Source organism: Thermococcus pacificus (assembly GCF_002214485.1).
GTDB lineage: Archaea > Methanobacteriota_B > Thermococci > Thermococcales > Thermococcaceae > Thermococcus > Thermococcus pacificus.
Genome location: NZ_CP015102.1, coordinates 868,343 through 894,898 on the forward strand (window position 1 = coordinate 868,343; position 26,556 = coordinate 894,898).

Annotated in this window: 25 protein-coding genes; 13 read left to right on the plus strand and 12 right to left on the minus strand. The window is 54.2% G+C overall.

Annotated elements, in window-relative coordinates:
• Positions 1–13: 13 nt before the first annotated feature.
• Together malP and A3L08_RS04890 are read right to left on the minus strand one after the other, a co-directional pair.
• Positions 14–2,506 carry a maltodextrin phosphorylase gene (gene malP / locus A3L08_RS04885; protein ID WP_088853955.1) on the minus strand — a complete coding sequence of 831 codons (2,493 nt, stop codon included), beginning with the start codon at positions 2,504–2,506 and terminating at the stop codon, positions 14–16.
• Positions 2,507–2,605: 99 nt separating this feature from the next.
• A complete protein-coding gene (locus tag A3L08_RS04890; protein WP_088853956.1) occupies positions 2,606–4,480 on the minus strand; it encodes a phosphoenolpyruvate carboxykinase (GTP) in 1,875 nt (624 codons plus the stop codon).
• Positions 4,481–4,622: 142 nt separating this feature from the next.
• Here A3L08_RS04890 and A3L08_RS04895 point away from each other — a divergent pair, with 142 nt between their 5' ends.
• From A3L08_RS04895 to A3L08_RS04910, 4 genes are all read left to right on the plus strand, one after another.
• Positions 4,623–5,708: a sugar phosphate nucleotidyltransferase gene (locus A3L08_RS04895; RefSeq protein WP_088853957.1), complete on the plus strand. Its 1,086-nt coding sequence runs from the start codon at positions 4,623–4,625 to the stop codon at positions 5,706–5,708.
• Between the two features lie 10 nt (positions 5,709–5,718).
• Entirely contained in the window at positions 5,719–6,426 is a 708-nt protein-coding gene (locus tag A3L08_RS04900; RefSeq protein WP_088853958.1) for a phosphohexomutase domain-containing protein, read from the plus strand.
• Between the two features lie 106 nt (positions 6,427–6,532).
• Positions 6,533–7,150, plus strand: a complete 618-nt coding sequence (tmk, locus tag A3L08_RS04905) for a dTMP kinase (protein ID WP_088854893.1) — start codon at positions 6,533–6,535, stop codon at positions 7,148–7,150.
• A 321-nt stretch (positions 7,151–7,471) separates the two neighbouring features.
• Complete coding sequence (locus tag A3L08_RS04910) at positions 7,472–8,158, plus strand: ABC transporter permease (protein WP_335755218.1); 687 nt, start codon at positions 7,472–7,474, stop codon at positions 8,156–8,158.
• Here A3L08_RS04910 and A3L08_RS04915 read toward each other — a convergent pair.
• The 4 genes from A3L08_RS04915 to A3L08_RS04930 all read right to left on the minus strand — a co-directional run bounded on the left by A3L08_RS04915 (position 8,096) and on the right by A3L08_RS04930 (position 12,642).
• On the minus strand, positions 8,096–8,932 hold the full coding sequence (locus A3L08_RS04915; protein WP_232461773.1) for a DUF2334 domain-containing protein: 837 nt from the start codon (positions 8,930–8,932) through the stop codon (positions 8,096–8,098). The genes A3L08_RS04910 and A3L08_RS04915 overlap by 63 nt on opposite strands.
• 151 nt (positions 8,933–9,083) lie before the next feature.
• Positions 9,084–9,950: an alpha/beta hydrolase gene (locus tag A3L08_RS04920; protein ID WP_088853959.1), complete on the minus strand. Its 867-nt coding sequence runs from the start codon at positions 9,948–9,950 to the stop codon at positions 9,084–9,086.
• A complete protein-coding gene (locus A3L08_RS04925) occupies positions 9,947–11,203 on the minus strand; it encodes an MFS transporter (RefSeq protein WP_088853960.1) in 1,257 nt (418 codons plus the stop codon). The genes A3L08_RS04920 and A3L08_RS04925 overlap by 4 nt, the downstream gene beginning before the upstream one ends.
• A 77-nt stretch (positions 11,204–11,280) precedes the next feature.
• Positions 11,281–12,642: an SLC45 family MFS transporter gene (locus A3L08_RS04930; protein ID WP_088853961.1), complete on the minus strand. Its 1,362-nt coding sequence runs from the start codon at positions 12,640–12,642 to the stop codon at positions 11,281–11,283.
• 91 nt (positions 12,643–12,733) lie between these two features.
• Between A3L08_RS04930 and A3L08_RS04935 the strand changes: the two genes are divergently transcribed.
• The 7 genes from A3L08_RS04935 to A3L08_RS04965 all read left to right on the plus strand — a co-directional run bounded on the left by A3L08_RS04935 (position 12,734) and on the right by A3L08_RS04965 (position 20,603).
• Entirely contained in the window at positions 12,734–13,501 is a 768-nt protein-coding gene (locus A3L08_RS04935; protein ID WP_088853962.1) for a glycerophosphodiester phosphodiesterase family protein, read from the plus strand.
• Positions 13,479–14,231 (plus strand): glycerophosphodiester phosphodiesterase family protein, encoded by a 753-nt coding sequence (locus A3L08_RS04940; protein WP_088853963.1) that lies wholly within the window; start codon positions 13,479–13,481, stop codon positions 14,229–14,231. The genes A3L08_RS04935 and A3L08_RS04940 overlap by 23 nt, the downstream gene beginning before the upstream one ends.
• A gap of 42 nt (positions 14,232–14,273) precedes the next feature.
• Positions 14,274–15,575 (plus strand): hypothetical protein, encoded by a 1,302-nt coding sequence (locus A3L08_RS04945; RefSeq protein WP_088853964.1) that lies wholly within the window; start codon positions 14,274–14,276, stop codon positions 15,573–15,575.
• A gap of 279 nt (positions 15,576–15,854) precedes the next feature.
• Positions 15,855–17,336, plus strand: a complete 1,482-nt coding sequence (glpK, locus tag A3L08_RS04950; RefSeq protein WP_088853965.1) for a glycerol kinase GlpK — start codon at positions 15,855–15,857, stop codon at positions 17,334–17,336.
• Between the two features lie 167 nt (positions 17,337–17,503).
• Entirely contained in the window at positions 17,504–18,994 is a 1,491-nt protein-coding gene (locus A3L08_RS04955) for an NAD(P)/FAD-dependent oxidoreductase (RefSeq protein WP_088853966.1), read from the plus strand.
• Complete coding sequence (locus A3L08_RS04960; RefSeq protein WP_232461780.1) at positions 18,994–20,259, plus strand: NAD(P)/FAD-dependent oxidoreductase; 1,266 nt, start codon at positions 18,994–18,996, stop codon at positions 20,257–20,259. Before A3L08_RS04955 ends, A3L08_RS04960 begins: the two co-directional genes overlap by 1 nt.
• Entirely contained in the window at positions 20,256–20,603 is a 348-nt protein-coding gene (locus A3L08_RS04965) for a DUF1667 domain-containing protein (protein WP_088853967.1), read from the plus strand. Before A3L08_RS04960 ends, A3L08_RS04965 begins: the two co-directional genes overlap by 4 nt.
• A gap of 14 nt (positions 20,604–20,617) precedes the next feature.
• Here the strand turns inward: A3L08_RS04965 and A3L08_RS04970 are convergent, their stop codons facing one another.
• The 5 genes from A3L08_RS04970 to A3L08_RS04990 all read right to left on the minus strand — a co-directional run bounded on the left by A3L08_RS04970 (position 20,618) and on the right by A3L08_RS04990 (position 23,792).
• A complete protein-coding gene (locus tag A3L08_RS04970; protein ID WP_088853968.1) occupies positions 20,618–21,277 on the minus strand; it encodes a hypothetical protein in 660 nt (219 codons plus the stop codon).
• A gap of 78 nt (positions 21,278–21,355) precedes the next feature.
• Positions 21,356–21,559: a hypothetical protein gene (locus tag A3L08_RS04975; RefSeq protein ID WP_088853969.1), complete on the minus strand. Its 204-nt coding sequence runs from the start codon at positions 21,557–21,559 to the stop codon at positions 21,356–21,358.
• Position 21,560: 1 nt separating this feature from the next.
• Positions 21,561–22,262: a PrsW family intramembrane metalloprotease gene (locus A3L08_RS04980; protein WP_088853970.1), complete on the minus strand. Its 702-nt coding sequence runs from the start codon at positions 22,260–22,262 to the stop codon at positions 21,561–21,563.
• A 41-nt stretch (positions 22,263–22,303) separates the two neighbouring features.
• Positions 22,304–23,065, minus strand: a complete 762-nt coding sequence (locus A3L08_RS04985) for a hypothetical protein (protein ID WP_088853971.1) — start codon at positions 23,063–23,065, stop codon at positions 22,304–22,306.
• A 40-nt stretch (positions 23,066–23,105) separates the two neighbouring features.
• On the minus strand, positions 23,106–23,792 hold the full coding sequence (locus A3L08_RS04990) for a metallophosphoesterase (RefSeq protein WP_088853972.1): 687 nt from the start codon (positions 23,790–23,792) through the stop codon (positions 23,106–23,108).
• Positions 23,793–23,883: 91 nt separating this feature from the next.
• Here A3L08_RS04990 and A3L08_RS04995 point away from each other — a divergent pair, with 91 nt between their 5' ends.
• The gene (locus tag A3L08_RS04995; RefSeq protein WP_088853973.1) at positions 23,884–24,168 is read left to right on the plus strand and encodes a hypothetical protein; all 285 of its coding nucleotides are present in this window, start codon (positions 23,884–23,886) and stop codon (positions 24,166–24,168) included.
• Here A3L08_RS04995 and A3L08_RS05000 read toward each other — a convergent pair.
• Positions 24,160–24,837, minus strand: coding sequence for an HAD family hydrolase (locus A3L08_RS05000; protein WP_088853974.1), 678 nt, complete (start codon positions 24,835–24,837; stop codon positions 24,160–24,162). The genes A3L08_RS04995 and A3L08_RS05000 overlap by 9 nt on opposite strands.
• A gap of 356 nt (positions 24,838–25,193) precedes the next feature.
• Here A3L08_RS05000 and gcvPA point away from each other — a divergent pair, with 356 nt between their 5' ends.
• On the plus strand, positions 25,194–26,555 hold the full coding sequence (gene gcvPA / locus A3L08_RS05005; RefSeq protein ID WP_088853975.1) for an aminomethyl-transferring glycine dehydrogenase subunit GcvPA: 1,362 nt from the start codon (positions 25,194–25,196) through the stop codon (positions 26,553–26,555).
• Position 26,556: the final 1 nt, after the last annotated feature.

A 26,556-nucleotide genomic window follows, 5' to 3' on the forward strand; every position in this document is an offset into this window, starting at 1 on the left:
AAACATGTAACGCTCAGATCAAGTCTCTCCATTTTACAAAGCCGAGCAGGAATCTGTGGGGCAGCTTCTCGTGGTGCGGGTGAATTCTCACCGCGTAGTGCCAGCAGGGATCGCCAAGATGCCTGAGAGCGTTGCCCTCGTAAACGTAGAGCCACTCGCCCTCTCCAACTTCCTGAGGATGCCTGAGCTCGACTATGTGGGGCTTCTCTATTTCGTAGCCCTGAGCCCTGACGCCGTAGTAAAGTTCAACCTCGACGTCCTCTGGCTTGAGTCCGTCAAGGTAAACCCTGACATCAAGCCTGCTGCCCTCAACCTTGGCCTCTTTTATCTCCACCCTGTCCCAGGACGAGGTAACCCTGTCCTTCCAGGCCGCTATTTCCTTGGCTCCCCTGTAGTTCTCCCTCGTGAGCCATATGTAGTTGCTCATGGCCTTTGAGTAGAACTTGTCCATGTACTCCTTGACCATTCTGTGCGTGCTGAAGCGCGGGGCTATACTCTTTATGCTCTCCTTCATCATGTATATCCAGCGCTCGCGGTTGTCGTAGTAGGTCGGGATTATTTCCTCCTCGAGTAGGGTGTAGAGGCTCTCAGCGTCCTTCACGTCATCTTCCTCGGTCTCAGGCTCGGTGGTTTCCTCCCCGATAACCCAGCCGTTCTTGCCGTTGTAGCCCTCGACCCACCACCCATCGTAGATGCTCGCGTTGAGGACACCGTTAAGGCCGGCCTTCATACCGCTTGTTCCGCTGGCTTCAAGCGGTCTGCGTGGGTTGTTGAGCCAGACGTCAACTCCTGCTACCATAAGCCTCGCGCTTCCCATGTCGTAGTTCTCGAGGACGAATATCTTGCCCCTGAACTCTGGCATCTGGCTGACCTCGTAAACCCTTCTCAGGAACTCCTTTCCAGCTTCATCGCGTGGATGGGCCTTTCCACCGAAGACAATGTACACTGGCCTTTCTGGGTTGTTAAGTATCTTCTTCAGCCTCTCGAGATCGCTCAGGATGAGTGTTGCCCTCTTGTAGGTTGCAAAGCGCCTGGCAAAGCCTATTATGAGAGCGTTCTCGTCTATCTCCGGTATTGGGTCATCAGTTCCAAGTCTCTTGTTTCTCTCCATTATTTTCTCTCTGAGGAGCTCTATGAACTGCCTCTTTGCCTCGAGGTGGGCCTCCCATAGTTCTTCATCGGGAATCATTTCCACAGCGTACCAGATACCCTCAAGGTTTGTGTGCTCACGCCAGACCTTGCCGATGTAACGGTCGAAGAGCTTCCTCATACTGTTGTGGACCCACGTCATTGTGTGGACGCCGTTGGTTATGCCCTCGATGGGTATCTCGTTGAGGGGAACCCCTGGCCAGAGATCCTTCCACATGCGCTTGCTTACCTCCGCGTGGAGCTGGCTTACGCCGTTGACATAGCTTGAAGTCCTTATGGCTAAGAGGGTCATGTTTATCTGGTCACCCTCGCGACCGAGTTCGAGGAGCTCTTCTCTCCCCTCAAGGAATTTTGAAAGCCTCTTTCTCACCTCTTCAATAGGGAATCTGTCGTGGCCTGCCGGAACCGGCGTGTGGGTTGTGAAAATGGTCGTTCCCCTGACGATGCTCAAAGCTTCCGTGAAGGTGAGACCTTTTTCCGTGTACCATGCTATCCTCTGAAGGTTGGCGAAGGCGGGATGTCCCTCGTTGAGGTGGATTACACCAGGCTCGATGCCGAGAGCCTTGAGCAGTCTCATTCCGCCGATTCCAAGGAGGATCTCCTGTTTTATGCGCTTGTCCATCTCGGCGTTGTAGAGGTAGTCGCAGACCGTTCTGTCCTCTGGACTGTTCTCGGGGACGTCCGTGTCGAGGAGGTAGAGCTTGACCCTACCGACGTTGACCTCGAAGGCCCTCGCGTAGACTATCCTGTCTTCAATTGGAACTTCAATGAGGAGAGGTTTTCCGTCTTTGCCCAGAACGGGTTTTATTGGCATTTCTTCTGGCCTGTACTCGGGGAATATCTCCCTCTGCCTCCCGTTCTCGTCAATTTCCTGGCGGAAGTAGCCGTGCTTGTAAAGGAGGCCTATCGCTATGAACGGAAGGCCGAGGTCACTGGCAGTCTTGACGTGGTCTCCGGCGAGGATTCCGAGGCCACCGGAGTAAATCGGGAGACTCTTGCTTATGCCGTACTCCATGCAGAGATAGACTATCGGCTTGTCCCATTTGGGGTAGTTGGTCGAGAACCATGTTGATCTCGGGTTCATGTATGCGGTGAACTGGTCCATGACGAGCTCATAGAGGTTCATGAAGTCGTCGTCCTTGAGGAGCTCTCTGAACCTCTCTTCTGGCGTGTCCAGAAGGAGTTTGACCGGGTTCTTGTATTCACGCCAGTGCTCGGGATCTATGTACTCCCAGAGCTTGGTGGCACGCCTGTTCCAGCTCCACCAGTAATTATACGCCAGATCTGCAAGATCTCCCAGCGGATAGGGGAGCTTCGCCCTTATTGAATCCTCAACTGCGTGGGAAACGTCCGCCATGGCAACCACCTTATATCATCGACAGTGATACCAACTTAACCTCGACCTTAAAAAGTCTGCCTCTCGGCAGGTGACGAAAGTGAAGAAAACAGAAGGGAATCAGGATTTCTCAAGAGTGAAAGGACTTATGTAGTCGCCGTACTTCTCCCTGGCCTCAAGAAGGCGCTTCCTTTCTTCTTCGAGAACCCTGAAGAGCTCTTCGGGAACGTTATCGAGCTTCCTGTATATCTCCTCAATGCGGTCTATCTTTGCCAGAAGCTCCGGAACCCGTATTGTGAACTGCTTCTCGTAGGCATCTCTCGTGTATTCTTTGTTCAGAACCTCATCAAAGAGTCTTCTTAAATCCTCGTACTTCGGTATGTAGCCGATTGGAGTCTCTATGGCCTCGACGTCGCCGTGAACGCGAAGCTCCATCCACTTGAGCCAGACTGCCTTGTCGAGCTTGTGGTTGAGCCAGTTGCCCTTTTCATCGCGGAGGAAGTAGTTGACGGCGAAGATTTTCGGCGATTTCCTGAGCTTTCTGCCGAACTCGAGGTAGTTCCTGAGGTAGTCGCCAAGGTGGACGCTCATGAAGTCGAGGATGGCCATTGGGTTGAAGGCCCTAACTCCTTCCTTTCCTAGGGTTGCCGCTGTCGTCTCGCTCTCAAGAGAGGCGCCCATGGTTATGACGCCGTGCTCCCAGTCGAAGGCTTCCCTCACCGGCGGCCAGGTGTCTGCGTCCCTTCCTCCGAATATCATTCCACCGACTTCAACGCCGCACGGGTTCTCAAGGGCCTCCAAATCTGCGTTGGGGAAGTGCTCGAGCGAGACTGTGAAGCGCGCGTTCTTGTGGCTTGGAGGTATCTCGTTGCCTTCGGCGTCCTTCTTTCCGCGCCACCACTTTCCACTGTGGTTCTCTCCCTCATCGGGAATCTCAACACCCATGTCGTTCCAGTAGGGCTTTCCATCCTTCACCAAAACGTTCGAGAAGATTATCTCGACCGGTGAGTGGAGAACCTGCCATATTATCGGGTCGTCCTCGGGGTTTACACCCTGGATGATGCCGAAAACACCCTTCTCAACGTTCGCTCCCCTGGCAACTCCGTTGACCGGGAGGATAAAGCTCAGGTCGTCGCCGACTATGTTCTCCCAGCTTATCATGGCCGTTGATGTCTTGCCGCACATGCTCGGGTAAGCACCGGTGAAGTAGGTCTTCCTGCCGTGCGGGCCGTTCACGCGCATGAGGAACATGTGCTCACTGAGCCAGCCCTCCTCGACGGCCCTCTTGATGGTCAGCCTGAAGGCGAGCTTCTTGAGGCCTATAGTGTTCCCGCCGTACTGGGTGTTAACTGAGTAGACGGTCTCGTCCTCGAGGTCGATGTAAATCCTCCTCTTGTCGAGGTTCTTGCTCGTCTTCCTCTCGTCCAGCTCTCCAGTCGAGTGGACAAAGCGGAAGAACCTTGCGCTCCTTCCAAGCCTCTTAAACTCCTCGTAGCCTTTGCGGTAAAGGATGAACTCCGAGTGGGCAACGTAAGCGGAATCAGTGAGCTGGACGGCCGGAATCGTGAAGATTGAGTTTTTAGGTCCGAGGACGAAGAAGCAAATGAAGAGCTCCTTGCCCTTCATAACGCCCCTCATGAGCTCGCGTATCTCCTTCAGGCCTTCGTCCCTGTCCTTGGTGTTTATGTAGGGGAGCTTCTTCCCACCCGACAGGAGGATGGCGGTGTTGGCCTTGTCCCTCGCCTGGTCGTAGTAGTTGTCGTAGTGGACGGTATGGTTCGGTGTTTCGAGCATCTTTTCTTCGCAGTAGTAGAGGGCCTTCCAGCGGACGTACTGCTCGTCCTCTTCGCTGTCTGTGCAGACGAAGACCTTATCCGGCTCGAGCCACTCAATCCACTCCGCCAGAAAAGCGTGCAGCTCAGGGTTGTCTATCGCCTTTATCTTCTCGAACTGCTCTTTATCGAGGAGCTTTTCAAGCCTCTCAAGGGGTTCCATGGTATCGCCTCCAAAAAAGAGTTGAGCGATGCCTTAAAATAGTTTGTCGAGTAACTAAGTACGTTGATGCATCTATGAGTTCAGTGGTGATGGCATCGCAAAATATATTAACTGGGAGTGATACATTGAGGTGGTGCGCACAATGAAGGCGGTAGTGCTCGCAGGAGGCAGGGGGACGAGGCTTCTCCCGCTGACGGTATACCGGCCGAAGCCCATGATACCCTTCTTCAACAGGCCCCTAATGGAATATGCCCTGCTGAACCTCATCAACGCGGGCGTCGATGAGGTCTACGTCCTCGTCGGCTACCTGAAGGAGCGCATAATGGAATACTTCGGAGACGGAAGCAGATGGGGAATCGAGATTCACTACTCGAACAAGGATAACATAAAGCTCGGAACTGCCGGTGCCACCAAGAAGGTGGTCAAGCACATGGACGATACGTTCTTCGTTGTTTCCAGCGACGTTCTGACTAACCTCGACCTGAAGGCGCTCTACGACTATCACCGCTCGAAGAAGGCCCTTGCAACGATAGCACTCTCGCAGGTGGAAGACCCAACCCAGTACGGCATAGCGATAATCGACAACGACGGCAGAATCCTGCGCTTCAAGGAGAAGCCAAAGCCCGAAGAAGCCTTCAGCAACCTCGTCAACGCTGGCATCTACGTCTTTGAGCCGGAGGCCTTTGACCTCGTTCCAAAGGCAAAGGAGTTCGACTTCTCCAAGGATCTTTTTCCGAGAATGCTGGAGAACGACTTAGCCCTCTACGGCTTCCCGTTCAGTGAGTACTGGAACGACGTGGGAAGGGCCTCGAGCTATCTCCAGGCGACTGAGGACGTTTTCCTCGGCCGATTAATCCTCCCAGGATTGAGAACCGAGAGCTTGAAGGGCAACCTCGAGTACGGCGGGGCGGTCGTTACCGGCAGGAGATGCATCCTGAGGCAGCCCGAGGTCAGAGGCTTTGCGGTTCTCGGCGACAACGTTGAGATCGGCCAAAACGTTAAAATAGAGCGTTCGGTGATATTTTCAGGCGCTGTTATAGGGGACGGTGCCGAGATAAGGGAAGCGATAATCGGCGAAAACGTCCGGATTGGAAAGGGCGTTGTGATCCAGCCTGGAAGTGTCATAGGCGACAACACGCTCATCGAGGACTTCAGCAAGATCGGCTCCAACGTCAAGATATGGGTGGAGTCGAGGATTGGAAAGGAGAGTATAGTACTGCCTGACTGAGGTGGTGAAAATGGAGGTATACCATTCCCCAAGGTTCAACCCGGAGGAGCTGGCCCTCCTTGGAAGGGCCATAGGGACCATATCTCACGGCACGATAATAGTCGGAAGGGACGGAAGGGCCATATCGAGGTACGGAAAGAGAGCTATGGTTGTGGGAATCGTCAGCACTGGTTCGACGATAATGGACGTCCGCCTCATCCCGCTCATAGCGCTCAAAGACTTCGCCCACCGGAAGGGCCTTCCGTTAGCGTACGTCTACTACCACAACGGCGTCCGCGTTTACGTCAGCGGCATCGACAGCGACGAGATAGGGGCAATACTAGAGAGCAGAAGCTTCATCGAGGCCCACCCGAACGACATAGGCGCGACCGTCTACTATCCCAACGCCCTCGACGACTTCCTGCACGAGGTCTTCAAGCACTATAACTTCCAAGTTGGGGGCAAGGTTCTAGTGGACGCTATGAACACCCCCGCTGTGCTCTTCTTCCCGCGCATGAGCGATCACTTCGGCTTCGAGGTCGAGCTGATCAACGACATGATGACCAGCTACCTCCCACCCAAGCCGAAGGAGGTCTTCCTCCACAAGTTGAGCAAGGGAGACTACGACTTCGGCCTGCGCTTCAGGCCCGAAGGAGTGGTCGAGTTCTACAGGGAAGGTGAGGAACTCGAGTTTGGAAGCATGTGGAAGCTCCTTGATCACATGAAGAAGAACCTTTGATTTTTCGGTTATTTTTTAAAACTCTTTAAAAAATCCTCACGGAAAAGCATTAAAAAGGTACTTCCCGACATCCCCTCCGTTCATTTTGGAGGTGACACCTGTGGGAATGTTTGTTGTTATCGAGGGAATCGATGGCGCCGGCAAATCAACCCAGGCAAAGCTTCTTGCGAAGTGGTTTGAAGAAAGGGGATACGAAGTGGTTCTGACAAAGGAACCCACTGACACAGCCTTTGGAAAGCTCATTCGAAAGCTCGTTCTCACCGGTGGGAAGGAAGGCATAATAGACGGTGCCAGGATAAGCCACGAGGCCGAGGCGCTCCTCTTTGCGGCAGACAGGGCGGAACACGTGGCGAAGCTGATTAAGCCGTCGATCGAGGCAGGTAAAATCGTGATATCCGACAGGTACTTCTACTCATCGCTCGCCTACCAGTGGGCCCGCGGCTTGGACCTTGAGTGGCTGATAGACTTGAACCGCTTTGCGGTGAGACCAGACCTCGTGATACTCCTCGACCTGCCGGTCAAGGAGAGCATGAAGCGTATAAACGGCAGGAGCATAAAGACGGAGTTCGACAAGATAGCCGAGCTCCAGAAGAAGGTGCGCGAGAACTATCTGAAACTCACCGAACGCTTCCCGGAGATGAGGATCGTCAACGCCCTCGCGAGCGTCGAGGACATACACAACGACATCGTCGCGCTCGTGGAGCACGAGCTCCTAAAGAAGTGAGCCGCTTTGGGGTCAGCCAGTGCCAGTCTCTTCATCCGGTAGCGAATCAGACCGGTAAACGCTCTTCATCCCCCTTCTCCCTTCGGCGGTTGCTTTTTAAAATGTTCTCCCAAAATTCTCCCGGCCGATGACGAGCGTTAGCCACGCTGAGCGGTGAGGAAAAGAGGGTTAGCCGAGGCCAAACGTTTAAAACTGGCTTCATGCATTTTTTACGGTGGTGAGGTCTGGAGGAGTTCTACCGCCACTTCCGGTGGTGGATGGAGCCGAACGATGAGAGAGCCGTTGAGAGGTTCAGGGCGATTGAGAGTTTCTTTGAGGGTTATGGACACGATGAAGGCCTACCTGGTGGGCCTCATCAACCCCTTTGACCTCCACGAGGAGCGGGTGAAGGGCGAAATGCCCTCGCCGATACAGTTCTACGTGACGAGCTTCATCGGCATTCAATTCCTTTTCACGACCATGCTCACGGTTTCGGGTCTGGTCTTCGAGGAGATCGAGAAGGGTACGCTGAGGAGAATAGCGGCTTCCCCAGCAACGGCCTGGGACTTTCTCGTGGGCAAGATGCTCTCGACCTTCACGGTGATAACGGTGAGCATACTGATAGGTATAAGCTACTACAGGCTGGTTTTCGGTGAGACCGTCTTCCCTGGCTTGGCCGGCTGGGGCATCATCGTGCTCGCGGCGGTCTTTTCGATGAGCCTTGGCCTCGCAATAGCGATGGGAACGAGGGGCATGAAGGCCACCAATGCTCTCGTGAACCTCATCTCAATGCCCCTCCTCTTCTTAGCAGGCATCGTCATCCCGGAGAGCGTACTCCCAGGTTGGGCGAAGCCGATAGCGAACTACTTCCCGCTCGGAAGGGCGCTGAAAGACCTCCGCCTGCTGGAGCTCTACCCCAGGCCCCCACGTGAAGTGCTCCCGGATATAGTGTGGCTCGCCGCTGGCTCACTCGGAATGCTCCTGATAGCGGTGCTCCTCTACAACTGGGCCGTTAGGAGACTCCAGTGAGCCTAGGCCTGTTTTATATTTCCTCACGAACTCAAGGAACTTCCTCAGGAACTCCAGTCCGGCCTCGTTGTTGGCAGCTTTAGGGTGAATGGAGAGGAAGAAGGTTCCCTTTGTGTTTTTGTAGCTTTCTTCAGCACTCTCCAGCTGGTAGTCAACTAAAAAACGCGGGATGTACCACGTATATTCGCGATTGATAATGGGTTTCATGGTGCCATTAGTCAGGTAGATGAAGTCCTTCCCGATGACGGTGAGATTATGGGAGAGAAGAACGTTCAGTGCATCCTCCGAGAGTGAGTATCTTGGCGGAATGAAATACTCTGGCACAAAGCCGGCATCTTCGAGCTCTTTCAGACCCAAATAAAGCCTCCTCTCCGCCTCACCACGCCCGCAGTTGAACTCGTCCCCTATGTGGTCGTAGCCGTGAAGCTCCACGTGGTAGCCCTCGCTACTCAGGTTTCTCAGGAAGGCCACGAACTCTGGATAGTCATTTATTGGCATCTTTCCACCGTGATTAGGGATAACGAAGAGGTAGGTCTCGTTCTGAAAGCCGTAGTGGGAGATTATGCCCAAGAGCTCTTTCAGCTCGTTCTCATAAACGGGGCTGACGTCGTGCACGAGGATAATGAGCTCTGCGCGCTCTTGGGCCTGTGTTATGTCTGAGCCAAGTTCACTCGGCTTGTGTTCAGCGTTAGGTTCTTCGTTCCCCAAGAACTTTGAGGGAATTCCTAGTGGCTTTTCTCCCTGAATCCCCGAGACAGTGGCCATGAACATCATAACACTTATAGCCACAATTAGTCCAATTTTTAGCCAATAGACGTTACGACTTTCCACTCAGGTTCACCAAATAATTTTACAATTTATCCCAATAAAAGCGTTTTTCTGTAACGGTTTCAGAAACCGTTCCCACCCAAGAAAAGATTGGAAATCATTTCAAATGCCGAGTTAAAAAGTTCAGGACCTTTTCTTTCCACTCCTCAGGGTGGAGCTTGAGCGTCCTTACGTGGGGAGCGTCAGTCACCCAGAGCTCGACATCCGGGTTTATGGCCTTGTTGCGCTCGTAGAACTCCCGAACCTCTTCCACCGTGACGAGCGGGTCTTTCTCTCCAGCTATTAGGAGGAGCGGCTTCTTTACTTTGTCCGCGTACTCTATCGGGTTGACTTCCTTCCCACCGCTGAAGAGCTTTGTGAAGGGCTTGACGAAGACGTGGAGCCACTCCGGAAGGCCGGCGAAGTACTTGAGGCCTCTTGCACCAGTCTTATCGAGATCCATGGGCGGCGAATCGGCGACGCCGCAGCAGACCTCCTCAATCTCTGCGAGGGAGCGTATGGTGAGCATAGCACCCATTGAGAAACCTACGAGGGCTATTCTCCTCGCTTCCTCTGGGTGGTTTTCCTTCAGCCACTTCACGGCCGCCCTAACGTCTGCAATCTCCTTATCCCCGACAGTCGTGTACTTTCCCTCGCTCTTTCCGTGTGCCCTGAAGTCAAAGACGAGGACGTTGTAGCCCTCCTTGAGAAGGAACTCAACGGTCGGCTTCATGTAGAGCTCGTACCACCTGCTCGCTGTGTAGCCGTGGAGAGGAATGACCGTTTTATCGCTCCCGTTCGGGATCCACCAGCCGCTGAGCTTTAGCCCGTCCTCGGTCTCAAATGTGATATCCTCGTAGTCGAAGCCGAGGTCCTTCGGCGTCCAGTCCCCGATGAGCCTCGGCGGCTTCACCATCTTATACCCAACGAAGGCCGAGAAGGCAAGGAAGAGGAAAATAACAAGAAGTAAGACTTCAATGATCATTTTTCGCTCACCTCAAGCTCCTTCATACTCCATATGAGGGGCATGGCTATGAGCACCAGCACCGCCCCGATGGGGAAGAGGATGCGGTAGTTGCCGCCCGCGAGGTCAACTATGGCCCCTCCTATCGTTCCGGCCAGAAGGACGGGGATGGACTTGGTGGCCTCGTAGACTCCGTAGTAGCGGCCGGTGAAGGCCTCCTTCTCGAACTTTGTGAGCAGGTCACCGACCACCGGATATGAAGCCGCTATGAGGGCGCCCCATCCGATTCCGGCCACCAGAAGGGCGGCGTATATCTGTGCCTCAGTGTGGATGAACCAGCCCCAGAGCTGCGGGAGGGCGAAGATAAGACCGCCGAGGATTATGCTGAGCCTCCTGCCCACTTTATCGTAGATGTAGCCGCCGGGTAGGGAACCGAGCAGGACGGCGACGTTGAAGAGGGCCATGAGGTAGAGGCCCATAGAGGTGACCGCGTCTATGTTCTCCTGTGTGGCCGAGCCGTAAAGTATGAAAGCCAGTATCCCGTAAAGGAAGATCGCTATGAACTCAAAGCTCATCCACCAGAGTATCTGGGCCGTGTAGAACTTGAGAAAGTCCCTCATGGTGAATATGCTCTTCACGTACTCGGTGAGGCTCTCGTTCTCCTCTATCTCAGGTGCATCCGGCTCTCTGACCTTGTAGTAGACGAAGGCAGCGGCTATGAAGAGGAACAGAGCAGTAAGACCGAAGGGTCCAATGTGGTCCTTTCCGTACTTTGCCACCAAAAAGCCGCCGAGGCCGAAGAGGAACAGGTTGCCCGCCCACTCGAGGAGGGTAATTACTCCACTCGCCTTCCCGCGCTGCCCGCTCTCAACCGTGTCAGGCATCAGGGCCCTGAACTGGGCCGTGTAGAGGTGAAGCGAGAAGTAAAGGAACGCAAGGGTCAGGGCAAAACCCCAGAGCGGGACGCCCATCCTGTAGGCAGTCCATATCATGAGCGTCGCCAGCGCCGCGAGGACGCCCCCGATGAAGATGAAGGGCCTCCTCCTGCCGTGCCTGGACTTCAGGGTATCGCTGTAATACCCGAGGAGCGGCGGGACGAGCAGGCCAATAAATCCTTCGAGGGCGAGGATGCTACCCTTAACAAAGGCGGAAGTGGTGTAATCGGAGAGCAGGGGGAAGGAAAAGCCCTTGTTCAGGGCCCACCCCATGCTCCTGCTGAAGCCGAGCAGAGCAAGTCCAAGCACAACACCCCAGTTGAATCCCTTCCTTTCCACGGTTTCACCTCCTAGTTGCCATAAACTTGTCAAAAGGCGTTTTTATGGTTTCGGCCCATGAAATTAAAAAGGAAAGGTCAGTCCATGTCCGGAACGTAGTCAAGGGCATTGCCCTTGGTTCTGACAATGTCACCCCTCCTGACAAACTGCATCGTTATTGCCGCCAGTATGAAGAACACCACCGCGAAGGGGAGGAGCGTCTCATAGCCTATGAGGTCGAGAAAGGCTCCCGCCAGGGGAGGCGCGACGAGGTTAGCGGCCTGGCTGAAGAAGTAATAGAGCCCAGTGTAGCCGCCGAGCTTCTCCTCCGTCGTCATGTCGACTACCATTGGTAGGGAGTTCACGTTGACCATCGCCCAACCTATCCCCGCAACAAAGAACAGGGCCATGAACTCCATGACGACTGGGTCAGATAGGGACGGACTCTGGGGCTGGTGGGTCTCGCCCAAAAAGTACGCCCCGAGTACCACGAGGGAGATGAGTATCAGGCCCGCGGTTATGGTTCTCTTCCTCCCAATTCTCGCCCCAAGAAAGCCCGCGGGTATCGCAGATATCATGAAGCTGAGCGACACTGCGCCGAGCAGGAAGGCCCCGGTGCTCTCAATCTTCCTCGTGAACTCAGTCTCAGCGGCACCCACTGGGATTCTGAACAGGTGATACTTGAAGTAGCTGGTAAAGAAGGTCTCCAGGGAGTTGAAAGCAACGAACCAGAAGAATATTGAGACCAGTATGAACAAAAGGCTCCTCTCGTGGCTTGCAAAGACGTCCTTGAGGTTCTCCTTCAGCTCGCCAAAGCTCTTGCGTGACGTCTCGGAGAGCAGCTTTCTAATGCTGACCTTCTCCCCTGGGACGCGGTATTCCTCGGGCTCGGGAACGAAGAACACCACCAGGAGATTTGCGAGGAGCATTATCGCCGCACCGGCGTAGAAGGGGTAGGCGTAGTTCATGTCGTAGAGAACTTTACCACCGAAGTAGGCCAACAGGGCTCCGAGGCCGCCCATGAAGTTGATTATGCCGTTGGCCTGACTCCTCTTCTCGCTCGGTGTGATGTCAGGCATGAAGGCGACAACCGGGGAACGGAAGAGCGCCATGAAGAAGTTCATGAAGATTATCGTCCCCATGAAAAGGGCCAAACTGCCGTGCTCCCTGGCTATCGGGATGAGGGCAAACATTATGGCGGCGGATGGGGCGCCGAGAAGGATGTATGGTTTCCTCCTGCCGAGCCTCGTCCGCGTCATGTCGCTGAGCGCACCGAGGAACGGAAGCAGTAGAACCGCGAACAGGTTGTCTATTGTCATCACGAAGCCCGTCGCCGTTCTGCTCATGCCAAAGGTGTCCTGCAGGAAGATTGGTATGTAGGCGTTGTACAGAGACCATATGATGCTTATACCAAAGAAACCAAATCCGAGCAGGAATATCCGTGAGTATTTGAACTCCACATTTCCACCCCCAATTCGATATTCAAGGGTTATAGCGGTATGAAAGTTTTGTAGGAGAAACTTTTAAGGGTTGCCAGCTCATTTCTGAACGATGAGAGCCGGAACAGAAGTGAACAATGAAAGTACTCTAATACTAGGTCACAGAGGCTTCAAAGGGCCGTTGGAGAACACCCTTCCAGCTTTTAGAAGGGCTTTACTGTACGCCGACGGAGTGGAGTTCGACGTCAGGGTTACCGGCGATGGAAAACTGGTTGCCCACCACGATGAAGGTTTCTGGAGTGATGGCCTCTTTTACAGAATAAATGGCCTGAGTCTCAGGGAATTGAGGAGTATCCATCCCCTCGGAAAGCTCGTTCCCAGAGTGGAGGACATTTTCAGGACCTTCAGAAACTCGTTTTTTGACGCTGATGTTAAAGAACCAGAGGCCGTTGAGCCCCTCCTAAAACTCGTCGAGAGGTTTAGCGTTGCAGGTCGCGTCGTATTCTCTTCAGAGAACCCTGGAATCGTTAAGGCCCTTTTAAGGGAGTGCCCCGACTGTCGCGTGGGCTTTTCCATAGTCGGCTACTCCTCCCTCGTGTGGATCCCAAGGCTTAAAGGGCTCTACTCCCTTCACGTGCCGATAGATGCAGTTTCTTACGTTGGCTACCGCACTTTTGTCACTTTGCTTGAGGCTCTGCGTAAGAGGGGCCTGAGAATATACCTCTGGAACTATCGGATGAACGAGCTGGAGTGGGCGCCAAGGCTTTGGAGGTTTGCCGACGCTCTCATTTTGGATAACCCTGTGTGGGTAAAGAAAGGTTTTTACGGATATGGCGCACTCTTCGGTGGCGATACCTATGACGAGCTGGGAATCAGATAGAGTGCTCGTTCTCGGCCATAGGGGCTACTCCGCGAAGTACCCTGAGAACAGTCTCCTTGCCTTCCGAAAGACCATCGAGGCCAGCGCCGATGGGATCGAGCTCGACGTCTGGCTCAGTAAGGACGGAAGAGTTGTCATAATGCACGACGAGACTATTGACAGGACGAGCAACATGACTGGGAGACAGAAGGACATGACGCTTGAGGAGCTCAAGAAGGCTGATATAGGCATGGGGGAGAGGATTCCGACGCTGGAGGAGGTCTTTGAGGTCCTGCCCGATAATGCCCTACTCAACATCGAGCTCAAGGACAGGGATGCCGCCGGCGAGGTTGCAAGAATAGTAAAGGAGAACAACCCAGGGAGGGTCTTGATTTCCTCCTTTGACGTTGATGCACTCAGGGAGTACCGGAAGTTTGACGGGAAAACAAGGATGGGCCTGCTGATAGACAGGGAGGATGTCGTTCCACTCATCCCGAAGCTTAAGGATGAACTGAACCTGTGGTCAATTAACATCCCAATAGAGGCTATACCCCTCCTCGGTCTTGAAAAAACAGTTCAGGCGGTTAAATGGGCCCGCTCCCTCGGCCTCAAAGTCGTTCTTTGGACGGAAAAGGACGACCTCTTTTACCTCAACGACAACCTCGCAAAGCTTACGGGACTCTTCGAGGTGGTCATAGTCAACGACGTTGAGAGAATGAGCAATTACCTCAGGAAGCTCGGGCTGAGGTAAATTTTAAAAAAGTTCACATTTTTACTTTTCTTGGTGGTTTGAATGGATTCCAGGTGGATTCTCACTTTGATTGCAACAGTGCTTTTGGTTTCCCTTCCGATACCCGGCGAGATTTACAGCCCTCCAAACGTTCCTTATCTCAACGGTAACTATGATGTCTATCAGGAGGTCCCCAGCAGGGTCGCAACCCTTCTGTGTGGGGCAGAAACGAGAGAATACTACGAATACCTCGTGAACTGGACCCTCAGGTTCCCTCACTATCATGTGTACCGGGGGGCGGGAGGAAGCCTAAGGACGGCCATCGTTGTTGGGAATTGGAGTTCCTTCGAGAAAAGCCTTCCATACGGATGCGAAATCATCTCTCTAAAGGAACTTTCAAAGGAACCCACCATCTCCCATGACCCGGCCCTCTACAACGCGTCACTACTCCTTGAGAACCTGACGAAGGGAACCCCCGACTACGAAAAACTAAAGCCCTTCTTCTCCTTTGCGTCTTACTCTCCCAAGAATTCTGAGCTTCCAAAAACGAACAACACCCACGTTGAAGTGATAATTATCGGTACCAGAGGCACGGAATTCGTCTGGAAGCCGTTCGTTTTTGTGTGGGCTATCGTCATGGTCTTAAGCGCTGTCGGCCTTTTTACCTCTTGGAAACGGAGGAAGAAGGTCATCTTTGTCTCATTTGTGATTATTCTCCTCCTTGGAGCTTTCTTCGTCGGGAAAGTCCTTTACCTGGAGCACGAGAAAGCTGAGTGGAACAGCAACGTTGCATCCGTCCTTTCGCTTAAAGGGACTGGCGGAGAGTGCTGGCCCGTTGTGGGTGCCATAAACGTCCCCTCTGATTCAGGCGCGGATAGCATACCCCGGGCGCTTCAGCTGATAAACGAGAGCTACGCTAAGGTTCTCAGGGTGAGCTTTGAGGACTACATAGTGAAGCTTGAGGTCGGCGTGAACCCCGAAAGTTACGAAGAATTAGCAAAGGAAGCCGAAGAGCTGGGCCTGCAGGTCGATATTTTTCCCAAGTCGGACGTTTTGAGGATTATAGACAGTAGAAAGAAGGAGTATGAGATGAAGAAAGAGATGATAGCAACACTTGATAAATACCTCCCCAAACTGCCCAAGGCTGAAAGAGAGTCCGTGGAGCGCTTCATCGAGCTGCAGAAACAGTTCTTGGAAGAGACTGAGAAACAGCTAAACGCGAGCAAAAACTGCTACGAGGTTGGCATTGCAATCCCCACCGAATACGGGGTTATTCAATACTCCTCGCTCTCGGGTTTCCTGGCGAAGTTGGCCCTTCTCGTCGTGGGAATAGCTCTCGTGGTTAGTTGGAAGAATGATGGGTAAAACAACCGGTGTAGCTTTGGAGTTCTTCCCCCATTTCCATTACCGGAGGGTTGGCCAATGAGGGCTGAATGAAGAGAGCTTGAACGACTAACCGAGGGGATTAACTCAGTGTACTTCAACGTATATGCAGATCTCCCGTATCCGCCCCATCCGGAAGACTACCACAACCTCTCCAAGACACTGGCATCGGTAGGGGTTCTAATTGGGATGGCGTACTTAGTGGCGAGGGGCTGACGAAACCGTTAATACCGTGGAGCCCCAAATCACCATGGTGATACCATGGAGCGCTACATACTCTCACTTGACGAGGGGACAACCTCGGCGAGGGCAATAATCTTCGACAGGGAGAGCGACATACCCGGCATCGGCCAGTACGAATTTCCGCAGCACTACCCGAGGCCCGGCTGGGTGGAGCACAATCCGGAAGAGATATGGGAAGCTCAGATGAGGGCTATAAAAACCGCCATTGAGCGCGCTAAAATCGAGCCGAACCAGATAGCCGCCATTGGAGTAACCAACCAGCGCGAGACGACGATTGTGTGGGACAGAAGTGGAAGGCCGCTCTACAACGCGATAGTCTGGCAGTGCAGGAGAACGGCTGAAATGGTCGAGGAGATAAAGCGGGAGTACGGAAACATCATCAAGGAGAAGACCGGCCTTGTGCCGGATGCTTACTTCTCGGCGAGCAAGCTCAAGTGGCTCTTCGACAACGTGCCCGGTCTGAGGGAGAAGGCTGAAAAGGGCGAAGTCCTCTTCGGGACGGTGGATACCTTCCTCATCTACCGCCTCACGGGTGAGCACGTTACAGATTACTCCAACGCCTCGAGGACGATGCTCTTCAACATCAGAAGGCTGGAGTGGGATGATGAACTGCTCGAGATATTCGACATCCCAGAGAGCGTTTTTCCTGAAGTCAGGGAGTCGAGCGAGGTCTATGGCTACACCAAGAAAGAACTCCTCGGTGCAGAAATCCCGGTCAGCGGAGACGCCGGTGACCAGCAGGCGGCCCTTTTTGGTCAGGCGGCCTTTGAAACCGGAATGGTGAAGGCCACCTACGGGACTGGAAGCTTTATCCTGGCTAACACGGGCAAGATGGTTCGCTACTCGGAGAACCTGCTCACCACTATCGCATGGGGCCTCAACGGGAAGGTCAGCTACGCCCTTGAGGGGAGCATATTCGTGACGGGAGCGGCAGTTCAGTGGCTCCGCGATGGGATAAAGATCATCAAGAGTGCCGCCGAGACGGAGGAACTCGCGGCTAAGCTGGAGAGCAATGAGGGAGTTTACTTCGTGCCGGCCTTCGTTGGTCTCGGTGCGCCTTACTGGGACCAGTTCGCGCGCGGTCTGATAATAGGGATAACGCGCAGTACCGGCAGGGAGCACTTCGCGAGGGCAACCTTAGAGGCCATAGCATACCTCACGCGTGATGTGGTGGAAGAAATGGAGAAGCTCGTTGGAATCAAGGAGCTCCGCGTTGACGGGGGAGCGACTGCAAATGACTTCTTAATGCAGTTCCAGGCAGACATCTTGAACAGAAGGGTCATCAGACCCGTCGTGAAGGAGACCACCGCCCTCGGGGCGGCCTACTTAGCTGGCCTTGCCGTCGACTACTGGAGCGGCCTCGACGAGATAAAGAGCCTCTGGAAGGCTGAGAGGGTCTTTGAACCCAAGATGGACGAAGAAACCAGGGAGAGGCTCTACCGCGGCTGGAAAGAGGCAGTGAAGAGGGCGATGAGCTGGGCAAAGGTCGTTGACCAGTAATTCTTCTTATTTCTAAAGTCCATTTATGTACATTCATCTGGTGTTCAGTGATGTCCTCCCTTTTTATGCCCAGAACCATTCTCTCATTTCCCTTCGGTCAAACTAAAGGTTAGAGAAAGCTTTAAAATGGAGAAGAACGTTTCTAAGCTTAAATCGGAGGGAGGAGTATGAAGACTAAGGTAGCCATCATAGGCGCCGGAATAAGCGGTGCGAGCATAGCGCGCGTCCTGAGCAAATACGAGAACCTGGAAGTTCACTTAATAGAAAAAGCTCCCGACGTGGGCTGGGGCGTGAGCAAAGCGAACACGGCTTTAATCCACGGGGGTTATGACGACGACCCGGATAAGTACCCCATTAGGGCAAAGCTCTGTATAAAAGGTAATCGGCTCTGGCACCAGTGGGTTAAGGAACTCCAGATTCCCCACGTCTGGAATGGGGCGCTTATAGTTGCTCTGCAAGAGGAGGACTTCGACGAACTGGAGAAGCTTCTGGAGCGCGGAAGGAGGAACGGCGTGCCGGAGATGAGGATAATCGGGAAGGAAGAGCTCTTTCACCTTGAGCCTGGGCTCACAAGGGAAGCTATCGGTGCCCTCTGGGTTCCCATAGTCGGCCAGATAGGGCCAATTCCAGCGGTTATAGCGCTCGTTGAGAACGCCGTTGCAAACGGAGTAAAGACTCACCTTGAAACCGAGGTCAGGGGAATAAAAGTCGAGAACGGCGAGGTTAAAGGAGTTGAGACCAACAACGGCTTCATAGAGGCTGACATAGTCATCAACGCGGCCGGTCTCCACGCGGACGAGATAGCGAGGATGGCCGGGATAGACTACTTTGAGATTCACCCGAGGAAAGGCGAGTACTTCCTCTTCGATGACACAATTCCCGGGCCGAGGAGGGTTCTCTTCCCGACGCCTACGCCAATAAGCAAGGGAATCGTCGTTACGACCGAGATAAGCGGGCACCTTATGATAGGGCCGAACGCGCAGGATTTACCTCCAGAGGAGAAAGACAACCTCGCCACAACGAGGGAAGGACTTGAGGAGGTCTGGGAAGGGGCAAAGAAGCTCTGGCCACAGTTACCCCCAAGGAGCAAAGTTATTAGGACCTTCGCCGGCCTGAGGCCCGAGCCAACCGGTGGGGACTTCATAATCAAAGCCGAGGAAGAAGTCTGGGGCTTCATAAACGTCGCTGGAATACGCTCACCCGGTTTGACAAGCGCTCCGGCAATAGCCTACGAGGTCGCGGAGATAATCCAGCGCGACCTTGGAATCAAGCTCGTGGAGAAAGAGAAGTGGAACCCCTACAGAAGGGAAATCACACACTTCTTCATGCTCCCGCCGGAGAAGGCCAACGAGATGGTGAAGAAGAACCCTGCCTACGGAAAGATAGTCTGCAGGTGCAACAACGTGAGCGAGGGTGACATCCTTGAGGCGATAGAGAGAATGAAGTTCATAGGGGTTAGGACGCCAAGCGTAGATTCCGTCAAGTTCAGGACGAAAGCCACCACCGGAACCTGCCAGGGAAGCTTCTGCAGGCCGAAGATAGTCCAGCTCTTGGCTAGAGAATACGGCGTCGAGCCCTGGAATGTGACTCTGAAGGGTAAGGGAAGCGAGATTGGAATAGGCGACGTTAAGGCCCTCCTCAGGAGGGATGAGGCATGATGGAGCCTTTCCCGGAAATCCCGATGCTCAGCTACGACGTCCTCGTCATCGGCGGCGGGCCCGCTGGAATGGCCGCAGCTGTCAGAGCCAGGGAGCTTGGCCTGAAGGTTCTCCTGCTCGACGAGAACGACTATCTGGGCGGAATACTTCCCCAGTGCATCCACCCCGGCTTTGGGCTACACTACTTCAGGGAAGAGCTGACCGGACCGGAGTTCGCGGCAAGGCTTGCGAAGAAGCTGATAGAGCTTGGAGTGGAGTACAGAACCTCCGCCAGGGTTCTTGAGATAAAGAACTACTCCGACCTGGAGAAGGTTGTAATCTTCACATCTCCAAGCGGTGTCTACCAGGTCTGGACGAAGGCTGTAATCTACGCGGCTGGAGCAAGGGAAAGGCACGCCTTCGAGATAGGCATCGTGGGCGATAGGGTTTCGGGCATCTACACGGCCGGAGAGGCCCAGACGCTCATGGACATCTACGGCATTCTTCCAGGCAAGGAGATAGTCATAGTCGGTTCTGGCGACGTCGGCCTCATCATGGCGCGCCGCTTTGCCCTTGAGGGGGCCAAGGTGAAGGCCGTTGTGGAGCTTATGCCCTATCCCGGCGGTTTGGCGAGAAACGTCATGATACTCAAGGACTTCAACATTCCCCTCTATCTGGGGCACAAGGTCGTTGAGGTGCGCGGAAAGGGCCGCGTTCAGCGCGTTAAGGTGGTCAAGGTTGATGAGAACCTCAACGAAGTGCCTGGAAGCGAGTTCTGGATAGAGGCCGACACGCTCGTGATTTCGGCGGGTTTGGTTCCGGCGGTGAAAAATCTGAAGAAGATCGGCGTCGAGATAGACCCCGCAACGGGTGGTCCTGTGGTCAACGATAGGCTTGAGACAAGCGTTCCCGGAATATTCGTGGCCGGGAATTCGCTGGTAATCAACGACCTCGTGGACTACGTTGCAGAGCAGGGTGAGCTTGCCGCCGAAGGGGCTAAAGAGTTCATAGACAACGGTGGAATCGAGAGCAGGAAGTGGGTGAAAGTGGAGAAAGGCTCCAACGTTCGCCTCGTAGTTCCACACTACCTGAGCGGGGAGAGGGACGTCTACCTATATCTCCGCGTCGCAAAACCGATGGAGGACGTTGAGCTGGGGATTCCTGAGATAGGCAAGAGGCTCAAGCTCCCGGTGGTCAAGCCGGCCGAGATGATAAGGGTCAAGCTGAAGGCGGAGGAGATTCAGAATGCCGACGGAAAGCTAACCGTGGAGGTGGTTAAGGCATGACCACCTACCGCTTTACCTGCATCGTCTGCCCCCTGGGCTGTGCCATTGAGGTTGATGTTGAAGACGGAAAAGTCCTCGAGGTCAAGGGGCACACCTGCCCGCGCGGTAAGGAGTGGGCGGTTCAGGAGGTCACGAATCCCAAGAGGGTCGTTATGAGCGTAGTCCCCGTGGAAGGAGGCGCCCTTCCAACGGTGAGCGTGAAAACGGCAGAGCCGGTTCCGAAGGAGAAGATACCCGAATTGATGCAGTTCCTCGCCGGGATAAAGGTAAAGGCACCGGTGAAGATAGGGGACGTTGTTGCCGAGTGGGAAGGAATAAAAATAGTGGCTACGAGGGGCGCTTAGCCCCTCAACAGCATTCACTCGTTCTCCCACTCCGGTGTTGAACACTCATTTTTAACGTCCGCCGAGAACGAGACCCTTCTGAGCGTCTTCCCCTCATAGGATATTTTCCCATCAACAACGACTTTTAAGGGCCTGTATGACTCGTCGAACCGCACCTTGATAGTCCCGGAGAATGTTTTATGGGCTCCCCCTTCTGTTTCCGGAAGTGTGAAGTTGCAGGTGATCCAGGAGGCCGAGATTTGGACGTCCTCTGAGCTACCGAGGGCGCGGAGGGCCAGCTTCACCGGATCGTACAGCATCATGGCGGACAGCTCTTCATCCGTTAGGTTCGTTTCAATCTCCTTGGTCTCCCCGGAGCCCACAACCTTCTCAACCAGGTGGTGATCCTTTATGGTTCCCCACCACTCCATCTCATCCCTTGTTCCATGGAAGTAGTAGGTTCCATTGTTCAAACCCCCATCGGCGTGAGACTGTATGGTCACGTTACCATAGCTAACGGTCATGTTCTGAGAGTAGGAGTAGCAGTCCATTGTGCCGAGTCTTACCAGCACCTTCGCTTTTACCACCTGGGCGGACGTATGGTGGATGGTTTGGCCACCCCCAGCGAGGTACCACGCTCCAACGGCTCCAAGCACAATGAGTACTAGGGCGAGCACCGCCGTCAGCCTCTCCATTTCACCACCTCCGCACCCTTAACTGGGTTTTCAAAAAAGCCTTTTTTGGTTCACCGCTCTAACAGCCGAAATGGGAAATCAAAGGACCTCGAACTTCTGCAGGAATATCCTGAGGTCCGTCTTGAAAGGCTCCTCCGCTTTCTCCATCTCCTCCATTATCCGTTTGATGAACTCCTCTTCGCTCTCCACTTCGTCCCACAGCTTTTCCACGAGTTCCTTAAGCCTATCCCAGTATTCAACGTAGGGCCGGGCCTCAAAGAGAGCATCATCAACCTTGCCCATCTCAAACACCCCTCCTGAACCAGTAGTAAAGGAGCCTTGACCTGTCCTCTGCGAGGCCGGCTATCATAAAGTACCTCAGTATGGCCAGATTGACCCCGATGAGAACTATCAGGACGATGTTGTATGCCGGGACACTGGCACTCAGGAAGGCGTAGTAGTCCCAGATGAAGTGGAGGAAGATCGCCAGCAGGAAGTAGTGTCCGACGGAGTTTATCTTTCCTTCCGCCTTCAGGCCGTAGCCGACGCCGATTATCGCGCTCCAGGTTGCATGGGCGAATGGCGTGAGGAAGGCACGCGTGATGGTAACTCCAAGGCCCCAGCCGAGACCGTACATGAAGTTCTCGGTGGCGGCGAAACCGAGGCCTGCCGCGGCGCCGTAGACAAGGCCGTCCATAATCCCGTCCATCTGGCCCCTCTTGTAGGGCCACCTTATTGCGAGGGCCTTCGAAGGTTCCTCCACGAGTCCAGCAACGAGCGCAACGTAGAATGCAGTCGCAGGCAGGAGTGGCTTTATCATCCCTCCGACGGTCAAAACGCCCTCCAGGATGTAGGCTATTCCAACGGAGAGCGTTCCCCCTAGGATGAAGGTGCCTATGACGTATCTCCTCGGTTCAGGTTCGTACCTGTCCGCGTGATACAAGTACCACAGTATTGCCAGCGCCGGAGCGTAGGCGAAGAATATGAGGGCATCGAGAGCGTTCACGTTGTTCACCAAAAGGAAATGGGGGCAGAGACTTTAAAGGTTTAGCATCCCTTGAGGAACTCCTCCAGGCTTATACCCTGCTTTTCGAGATAGCTCACGAGTTCCTCAGGAGGTTCGACTTTTGCGGCGTTGGGCCTTGAGATAACCATCCTGGTCACGTCTACCCAGTCAAAGCCGTCCCTCTTGTAGTGAACCGTCGTGTTAACCTCGACGGGTATCAGTTCTTTCGTGAGCTTTACCACGACCTCGGTCTTGTAGGCGGTTATCTGGTTGTTCCCAGCGGTTCCGCCGGTCTCGTTGGCGTAGACGATGTAGTACTCATCCTTCTCAACCACCTTAACTCCGTCGACGCTTATTATATCCGAGAGCCAGTCCAAACTTGTCGAATTAAAGCCTGGTCCCTGTCCGGGGCCGTAGCACGAGGCCTCCCAGCTGACGGTGCCGTTCCTGTCAAAATAGGCCGCGTAGCCCCTCGCCGTTGTGTAATAGTACGACCTGTAATAGGCACCGCCCCCTGAGGTGGTGTTCGAGAAGGTTAAGACGGATTTGAGCTTCCTCTCGAAGTCGACGCTGCCGTTGGTGAAAAGCTGGGCGGCGAGCTTCGTACCGTTGTAGCTGTCGACCCTAACGGCGTACTCGTAACTCTTGAGGCCGGTTATGGCGTTCTTAAGCTCCTCTGCCGTGAACGGAAGGCTGCTAGAGGTCGTTGTGCTCGGGGTGCCCGTTTGGGACGATCCTCCAAAGATGCAACCGGCGGCAAAAACGATGAATGCGATAAGCAGTCCAAGGTAAGCTCTCCTCATTTCATCACCCCTGGTAACTCCCGTGCGGGGTATTAAAAGGTTAGCCCCCGAGCGAGCCAAGGACGCGCGAGAGCTTTCCGAGCTCCCCAAAATCAAGGAGTTCATCATCTAGAGGGACGAGCACACGGACTCTGCTAACGTCGTACGCCCTCAGGAAAGGCGACACTATCTCCCTTAGCACATCGTTACCATAGGCCCAGGGGCTGAACGCTGGAAGGACTATCAGATCCTCCCCAAAAAGAAAAGCCGGTACCTTCACAAGCGCCCCAACCTCGTCCCTCAGCCTTATCGCAGGGTGCTCATGACCTATTATGAAGCGCTCACCCTCCACAAGTTTATGGCCATGGACGAGCTTCCAGCATCCAACCTCAAGCTCATCGACCACCTCAACGCCGAGCTCCCTGAGCCAGATGGTTCCAACGTCGTGGTTGCCCCTGACAAGAACCAGTTCACTGACCAGTGGGGAAACCTCCTCCACGAAGGCCTTTAGCTCTTCCCTCTCTCGCCACTCCGGGACGAAGGAGTGCTTCAGGTCGCCGTCTATGACGAGGCGCTTCGGCTTCTCCTTCTCAAGGATTGTTCGAAGGCTCTCAACGACCTCGTGGAAGACCCTCGGAAGATAGAAGCCCTCCCTTGCCATGCTGACCTCGTAGCCGAGGTGAAGGTCTGCTATGACGATGGTTCTTCCCAGCCTGAGGGCCTTTCCGGGGAGGGGTCGGGGTTTCATGTGTCGTGGTTGGAGCTTCGGCTTTTAAACTTTGTTAGGGGAACCGAAAAGGTTTTAAATCTGTCCATCTATGGAACAATGGTGGGTAAAAATGGCCTACATTGGTTTCGTTAAGAGTCCCTACGGCCCGGGCAGAACCTTCGATGCCATCATCGACGAGCTGAAGAGACAAGGATTCACGATAGGCTTCTCAAAGCACCACTGGGCGGGCGATTTGCCCTTTGGGCTCGTGATAGCGGAGACGGACAAGGGGCCAGTCGCGATAAGGTGGTCCCTGGGAAAGGAGTTCTCAATAAGGCTGGAAGAAGTGGATAAAGAGACCTACGACGAGTTCGTCGAAGACACAATAGAGTACACGAACGCGGACTCAGGATGAGCGCTCCCCCTTAACCCTCTCGATGACGTCGAAGATGCTCCAGAGGTCGCGGATTATATGCATGTGCGGAATCAGGGCGAGCCTTTCCCTATTCTTCTCGATGAACCTAGCAGTGAACGGGAAGTAGTACCAGACGTATTCCGTGTTCTCGTCGCCGTGGCCGATGAAGCGCCAAGGCTTGTCGTCCACCCAGATGAAGATCTCGTCTCCATACTTCTCGCGGACGAGCTGAAATGCCTCCTCTATCGTTAAGTCCCTCCCGAAGACTATAACGTCGTCGAAGAGGTCGTAGATGCCCATCTCCTTCAGCCTTCTTACCTTCATGCCGTCGATGAAGTCTTCCGCCGAGAACGAGATAACGGTGTGGCCGGCTTCCTTGAGCTTCCTCAGCAGTTCGGGGGAGTCGTCTATCGGCTTCGTCAGCTTTGCCCTCTCCTCGAACCAGGTCTCAAAAAACTTCGTCCTCAGGAAGAAAGGCGGCTTTGACTTCTTCTTGTGCTTTCCAAAAGTCGGTCTCTCGAACTGGAGCTCTATCTTGGTGAGGAGCTTCGCCCAGAGAGCTTTCCCCGGAAGCCAGTGGTAGCGTTTCTCCAGTGCTCTCTTGAAGGCCTCCTCAATACACGAGTAAGTGTCAGCAAGGGTTCCGTCGAAGTCAAACGCTATTATCATTCAACCACCTCCAAGCGAGACGTAGAAGTGGCCCGCTCGCTGGTCATCCCAGGGGCCAATGTAACGTCTCTCGAACCTCACCCACATCATGCCCTTAGCATAGAGTCGGGTGTTTTAAAGATTTGCCGGCGTTCCGATGAGCCATTAGTTTTTAACCACATTGAGTCCGTCTATAGGGACAACCCACAGCTTGGCTCGATTCTAATGCAGTCATCGACTGATTTTCCTTATCTTTTTTGGAGTGGCTTCCTTTCTTCTATGCACACTTCTGTTCACGTGAGCGCTTCCGGGCACAAAGCATATATTTCCCCCACCCAACTTTCAACGAGCATTTTAAAGCTCAGAAGGTGATAGGTATGGGCAGACACTACATCCCGAACTCGGCCCACAAAGAGGAGATGCTGAAAGAGATAGGTTTTTCAGCCATCGAAGACCTATTCTCCGACGTTCCCAAGGGCATGGTCAAGGAGTTCGACCTGCCAGAGGGAAAGAGCGAATACGAGGTCTTCACCGAGATGAACGAAATTCTGGGCAAAAACAAGACCGTCCTTGAAATGCCCAGCTTTTTAGGAGCGGGCACGTACTTCCACTACGTTCCCGCACACGTCAAGTACATCATCGAGAGGAGCGAGTTCCTGACCGCTTACACCCCCTACCAGCCCGAGATAAGCCAGGGCATGCTCCAGGCCCTCTTCGAGTACCAGAGCATGATGGCCGAGCTCTACGGCCTCCCCATTGTGAACTCCTCCATGTACGACTGGGGGACTGCAATAGCGGAAGCGGCCCTGATGACGGTGAGGCTCCACAGAGGGAAGAGGAAGCGCTTCTTAATCCTGAAGGCCCTAAGCCCTGAGAAGAAAGCGGTGATTAGAACCTACACCCGCGGGGCAGACCTTGAGATAGTCGAGGTTCCCTGGGACGAGAAGGGCCAGCTCGACCTCGAAAAGCTCAAGGAGGAAGTTAAGGACTCAGCTGGAGTTTACGTCGAGATGAGCAACTTCTTTGGCCTCCTTGAGGAGAACGTTAGAGAAATCGGCGAAATAGCCCATGAGGCAGGGGCTTACTTCGTCGTTGGAGCAGACCCGACGATGCTGGGAGTCTTTGAAGCTCCGGGGGAGCTGGGCGCTGATATAGCCGTTGGGGAAGCATCTTACCTTGGAAGCCCGATGAACTTCGGCGGCCCGAGGGCGGGCGTCTTCGCGGTGAAGAACGACAGGTCCCTCATCCGCCAGATGCCGGGCAGGATAATCGGTATGAGCAAAGACGCGGACGGAAAGAGGGCCTTCGTGATGACGTTGCAGACGAGGGAACAGCACATAAGGCGCGCAAAGGCAACCTCTAACATCTGCTCAAACGAGGCGCTCGTTGCAGTTGCAGCCGCCATACACCTCGCAACGCTCGGGCCGAAGGGTCTGGCGGAGCTCGGCGAGATCATCCTCAAGAACACGGCCTACCTCAAGAAGCGCCTCTCAGAGGTCGGCGAGGTTCCCTTCGAGGGAATCTACTTCAAAGACGTGCCAGTTCGCTTTGAGATTCCCTACGACATCATCCACGAGAGGCTCCTTGAGAGGGGAATCCACGGCGGCTACTACCTCGGAAAGCACTTCCCAGAGCTGGGCGAGACAGCGCTCTTCGCGGCGACCGAGACAACGAGGAAGGAGTGGGTTGATAGGCTGGTTGAAGCGCTGGGAGAGATAATAAGCGAGGCGGAGCTGTGAG

Excerpts from the sequence above, each read along its gene's own strand:
- malP (WP_088853955.1), bottom strand. The coding sequence starts at position 2,506 with ATGGCGGACGTTTCCCACGCAGTTGAGGATTCAATAAGGGCGAAGCTC.
- A3L08_RS04890 (WP_088853956.1), bottom strand. The coding sequence starts at position 4,480 with ATGGAACCCCTTGAGAGGCTTGAAAAGCTCCTCGATAAAGAGCAGTTC.
- A3L08_RS04895 (WP_088853957.1), top strand. The coding sequence starts at position 4,623 with ATGAAGGCGGTAGTGCTCGCAGGAGGCAGGGGGACGAGGCTTCTCCCG.
- A3L08_RS04900 (WP_088853958.1), top strand. The coding sequence starts at position 5,719 with ATGGAGGTATACCATTCCCCAAGGTTCAACCCGGAGGAGCTGGCCCTC.
- tmk (WP_088854893.1), top strand. The coding sequence starts at position 6,533 with ATGTTTGTTGTTATCGAGGGAATCGATGGCGCCGGCAAATCAACCCAG.
- A3L08_RS04910 (WP_335755218.1), top strand. The coding sequence starts at position 7,472 with ATGGACACGATGAAGGCCTACCTGGTGGGCCTCATCAACCCCTTTGAC.
- A3L08_RS04915 (WP_232461773.1), bottom strand. The coding sequence starts at position 8,932 with ATGATGTTCATGGCCACTGTCTCGGGGATTCAGGGAGAAAAGCCACTA.
- A3L08_RS04920 (WP_088853959.1), bottom strand. The coding sequence starts at position 9,950 with ATGATCATTGAAGTCTTACTTCTTGTTATTTTCCTCTTCCTTGCCTTC.
- A3L08_RS04935 (WP_088853962.1), top strand. The coding sequence starts at position 12,734 with ATGAGAGCCGGAACAGAAGTGAACAATGAAAGTACTCTAATACTAGGT.
- A3L08_RS04940 (WP_088853963.1), top strand. The coding sequence starts at position 13,479 with ATGACGAGCTGGGAATCAGATAGAGTGCTCGTTCTCGGCCATAGGGGC.
- A3L08_RS04945 (WP_088853964.1), top strand. The coding sequence starts at position 14,274 with ATGGATTCCAGGTGGATTCTCACTTTGATTGCAACAGTGCTTTTGGTT.
- glpK (WP_088853965.1), top strand. The coding sequence starts at position 15,855 with ATGGAGCGCTACATACTCTCACTTGACGAGGGGACAACCTCGGCGAGG.
- A3L08_RS04955 (WP_088853966.1), top strand. The coding sequence starts at position 17,504 with ATGAAGACTAAGGTAGCCATCATAGGCGCCGGAATAAGCGGTGCGAGC.
- A3L08_RS04960 (WP_232461780.1), top strand. The coding sequence starts at position 18,994 with ATGGAGCCTTTCCCGGAAATCCCGATGCTCAGCTACGACGTCCTCGTC.
- A3L08_RS04965 (WP_088853967.1), top strand. The coding sequence starts at position 20,256 with ATGACCACCTACCGCTTTACCTGCATCGTCTGCCCCCTGGGCTGTGCC.
- A3L08_RS04970 (WP_088853968.1), bottom strand. The coding sequence starts at position 21,277 with ATGGAGAGGCTGACGGCGGTGCTCGCCCTAGTACTCATTGTGCTTGGA.
- A3L08_RS04975 (WP_088853969.1), bottom strand. The coding sequence starts at position 21,559 with ATGGGCAAGGTTGATGATGCTCTCTTTGAGGCCCGGCCCTACGTTGAA.
- A3L08_RS04985 (WP_088853971.1), bottom strand. The coding sequence starts at position 23,065 with ATGAGGAGAGCTTACCTTGGACTGCTTATCGCATTCATCGTTTTTGCC.
- A3L08_RS04990 (WP_088853972.1), bottom strand. The coding sequence starts at position 23,792 with ATGAAACCCCGACCCCTCCCCGGAAAGGCCCTCAGGCTGGGAAGAACC.
- A3L08_RS04995 (WP_088853973.1), top strand. The coding sequence starts at position 23,884 with ATGGCCTACATTGGTTTCGTTAAGAGTCCCTACGGCCCGGGCAGAACC.
- A3L08_RS05000 (WP_088853974.1), bottom strand. The coding sequence starts at position 24,837 with ATGATAATAGCGTTTGACTTCGACGGAACCCTTGCTGACACTTACTCG.
- gcvPA (WP_088853975.1), top strand. The coding sequence starts at position 25,194 with ATGGGCAGACACTACATCCCGAACTCGGCCCACAAAGAGGAGATGCTG.